This is a genomic window from Marivita sp. (assembly GCF_020055635.1).
Lineage (GTDB): Bacteria > Pseudomonadota > Alphaproteobacteria > Rhodobacterales > Rhodobacteraceae > Marivita.
Map to the genome: position 1 here is coordinate 1 of NZ_JAIPUT010000152.1, position 3301 is coordinate 3301.

At 54.8% G+C, this 3301-nt stretch carries 4 protein-coding genes; 1 reads left to right on the top strand and 3 read right to left on the bottom strand.

The genetic code is table 11. The features are described from left to right. The 3 genes from LCF60_RS23910 to LCF60_RS23920 form a co-directional block, all read right to left on the bottom strand. A partial coding sequence (locus LCF60_RS23910) for a ParA family protein (RefSeq protein WP_292295034.1) occupies window positions 1-182 on the bottom strand: 182 nt, incomplete at its 3' end. Window positions 183-240: 58 nt separating this feature from the next. Next, a complete protein-coding gene (locus LCF60_RS23915) occupies window positions 241-1272 on the bottom strand; it encodes a replication initiator protein A (RefSeq protein WP_292295035.1) in 1032 nt (343 codons plus the stop codon). 593 nt (window positions 1273-1865) lie between these two features. After that, window positions 1866-2441: a hypothetical protein gene (locus tag LCF60_RS23920; RefSeq protein WP_292295036.1), complete on the bottom strand. Its 576-nt coding sequence runs from the start codon at window positions 2439-2441 to the stop codon at window positions 1866-1868. 375 nt (window positions 2442-2816) lie between these two features. Here LCF60_RS23920 and LCF60_RS23925 point away from each other — a divergent pair, with 375 nt between their 5' ends. Next, a complete protein-coding gene (locus LCF60_RS23925; RefSeq protein WP_292295037.1) occupies window positions 2817-3194 on the top strand; it encodes a hypothetical protein in 378 nt (125 codons plus the stop codon). Window positions 3195-3301 lie beyond the last annotated feature (107 nt).

The following is a 3301-nucleotide window of genomic DNA, read 5'->3' on the forward strand; positions in this document are numbered from 1 at the left end:
GCAAGGCTCACCACCTGGAAGGGCGCATCCTGCCTGAGTGCAGCCCAGGCTGATGCTGATCCCTGCTTATCCGCATCAATCAGCAAGACCTTGTCGCCACGCTTGGCAAGACTTGCCGCAACATTGACGGAGAGGGTGGTTTTACCCACACCGCCTTTTTGATTGAGGAACGAAATTATCATAGCTTGATCCGATCACATTCGTGGGGATGTGTAAAGACACAAACCCACATTTGTGCAGTTACCCATTTGTGTACGGCCCACGTTTCTTACAGAAGGACAGGAAGTGTTTGTCAGGGTCTTTGACTACAATCGCCTTGTCATGAACCCATGACCGCCACTCATCTTCCAGATTGTAGATGTCCCACCCAGGAGCAAGGCGTCGTGCCTGGTCATGCGTATCGAGATTGCGAAGACGAAGAGCTTGGAGGGGAGGGGCGACGACAGCTTCTTCGGCCTTTGGACGGAACACGACGTTGTCGCCTTCGATCGTCATCCGATAATCCGGCATGTGGTCATGCGCGTTATCATCCTCGATGATCTTGGTCAGCAATCGCCGAAATTCTTTCACTGTCGATCCAGAACCGCATTTGTCGCGCAACAACTCCAACCCACACGACCACCGTTTTTGTGACCCGCAATGCTTGCGGGCAAGCTCGTAGAGGCGTCGCTCCAGAGGCTTGCGCAGGAAGAAATAATGCTTGTTGAGCGTCAGAACATGATTGTTCTCAATCGCATCGAACACCCAGTCTGAGAGGGTGATCTCGACATCAAGCATCCGACCATCACGGGTTTCACGGACGATCTCAGCCGATTCAATCAGCCCAAAAACCCTGTAGTACTCCTTTCCGCCCTGGCGGATGTTCGTCTCAATCTGTGTGCCTTGAAGCCTGCGCAACGCATCCTTCAAGAGCTGATAGCCCTGTCCGGAGGTCTGGCGGTTGGTTGCGACCAACAAATCATGGGCCTTGAAGCGCAGCGACCGCGTCACCTGCCTACCTTCGTTCAATGCAGCCATGCACTGGCTGATGCAGTAGATCAGCACATCCCGATCATGGACGGTCGCCAGTCCATAACGTGAAGGGGAGACTTCGATAAAATTGTCGCCGCGCTCATAGCGCCTGGGTTTGAAATCAGGCTTGGTCGAGAGCGTGAAGACAGGATGCTCCATCGACGCCATATCCCCCTTGGGAACAGCATCGATGATGTCACAGACGAACAGGTCTTTTTGCGGATGACGGTCCGGCAGAAGGGGCGAGCGCAAGTTCGTCATTTCACACACCTCCGGAATCGGTCATCATTCGTCATTTCACACACCATGCAGCATTATCGTCATTTCACACACCGCCCGTCAAGACTCGTCATTTCACACACCGAAGACCTGTGGATAACTTTCCCATGCTTTCGTCATTTCACACACCGGGATTCGTCATTTCACACACCAATCTTCGTCATTTCACACACCGGACAGTCTGAGAAATCGCGTTAATTCAACCGGTTACAGACAGTTTTCCGACCTGTAACTCTTATATAACTCTATTTTAACTCCTCTGATCGCTTAAAGGGCCGTACCACAAACCCACATTACCACATTTGCACAAAAGGAATCTTGCTTCAGACGTTCCAAAGTTCTCTAGGAAAACCTGCACAGTTCAGTGTTTCGTTGATCACCACGAACTTCTGTTCAACGCCCTGAGCTTGCCTATGAACACGCGTTCAACTTCCGCCAACATGTCAGGGTTTCGGGTGTCTTTAGCCGTCGCTCACCGGGGTAGGGGACAAACACTGGCGAAACAGCCTCCCGTCGGACGCCGGAACAGTTCAACTTCGAAGTAGAGACCTAAACGCTGGCAACCCCAGTTCCGGCTAAACTCTTCTAAAGACTGAACCAGCAGGGAAAAGGGCAGGGGAGCCAGCCAGATCCCCGTACTGCAAGGCCCGGTTCAATCCCTGGAACAGAGCCGTGTCCTTGGTGATGGCCACGTTCTTGGCAAGCGTCTTCACGCCACTGGGAAGCTTGTCAGTGAGCTTGTCGATATATCCGGCCAGATCACCATTGCTGATGGCGACATCCGCCTCAGTGAGCCCCTCAGAGATCGTGCTGAACTCCCCAGCCTGGATCAGTGGCCAGATCGACAGCTTCCTGTTGGCATCCTCGATCGCCTGAAGCTCTGCCTTGATCCTCCGGGACTTGCTTGTGTCATCCAGATAGGCAGCCAGCTCGGCCGTCAGCTCCAGTTTCCGCTCCTCGTTCTTCACATACTGGCTCGTCTCAAGGAACTTGGCTGTCAGACCCCGTGCCATCTCGATCGGCCCGATATTCCAGGTCATCAGATGCAGGGCGTTGGACAGACCGTTATCCATGATGATCGTCATCGCCCGGATCAGCATCGTGCTCTTGGGGGCTCCAGACCTAAACCCACCCTGATGACTGATGGTCATCCAGGCCCTGTTCATCTGGTTCTACTCGAGTTCAACTTGCTCTACTTGGCCAGTCATTAGTTTCTACTCTGGCTCTACTTGGCTGAACGGTCCAGCCGGGCAAATGCCGTGCAGGATCGCCACCTGTGCACGGCGCTTTCTTCCGGAAAACAGCACGCAATCCGCCCCGCCTGTCTGGTCCTGAATATGTCCAGTAATCTTGCATTATCGGACACAGGCGAAATGCGCGGCGCAGTCTCAAAATGGACCCATTTCCCAGGTATTTTCGGGCCAGACTCACGAGATTCAGCAACGCCGGCGTCACCGCGGTCGCTGACGGTTTCCGGAACCGAAAATGCAGGGCCCGACTGCCCTGAAACAAGAAAAGGGACTTGAATGCAGACCTTGATCTACAAAACCGAGTTGGTCGTGACCCGGGTTCCGGCCTGGCTTTCGCCCAATGACCCGGTCCAGGTCTCGCTTTCGGCGGACCAAACCGCTGCAGTCTACGCGCGGCCGCCAAGGCGATGGACATCGCTGTTGACAGGGCTGCGCCCGGTTCTGATCGGCACCCTGGACGAAGAGGTGGCACAGTTGATCCTGCCAGTCCTCCACTCGGGCGCCCCGCTTCGGATTCGTGTTGTCGGCATCACTCCAGCCTATCTGTCCTCCAGCAATCAGGCCCAAATCTCCGTTTCCGTATGGGCGGACGCAAGAGACATGGCCTGGGCGTCCACGGCGCCGCAAATAAGAAGGCTAAGTGCTGCGGTCTGAAACTGCGCGTTTCGCTAATTCACGGACAACTCCGGGAGGGCTTGGGGCCGGTTGGTCATCGTCTGCGATGTAACGGCATTCTGCCGGTCTTGAACAAGGCCGGGAGG

Excerpts from the sequence above, each read along its gene's own strand:
- LCF60_RS23915 (WP_292295035.1), bottom strand. The coding sequence starts at position 1,272 with ATGACGAACTTGCGCTCGCCCCTTCTGCCGGACCGTCATCCGCAAAAA.
- LCF60_RS23925 (WP_292295037.1), top strand. The coding sequence starts at position 2,817 with ATGCAGACCTTGATCTACAAAACCGAGTTGGTCGTGACCCGGGTTCCG.
- LCF60_RS23920 (WP_292295036.1), bottom strand. The coding sequence starts at position 2,441 with ATGACCATCAGTCATCAGGGTGGGTTTAGGTCTGGAGCCCCCAAGAGC.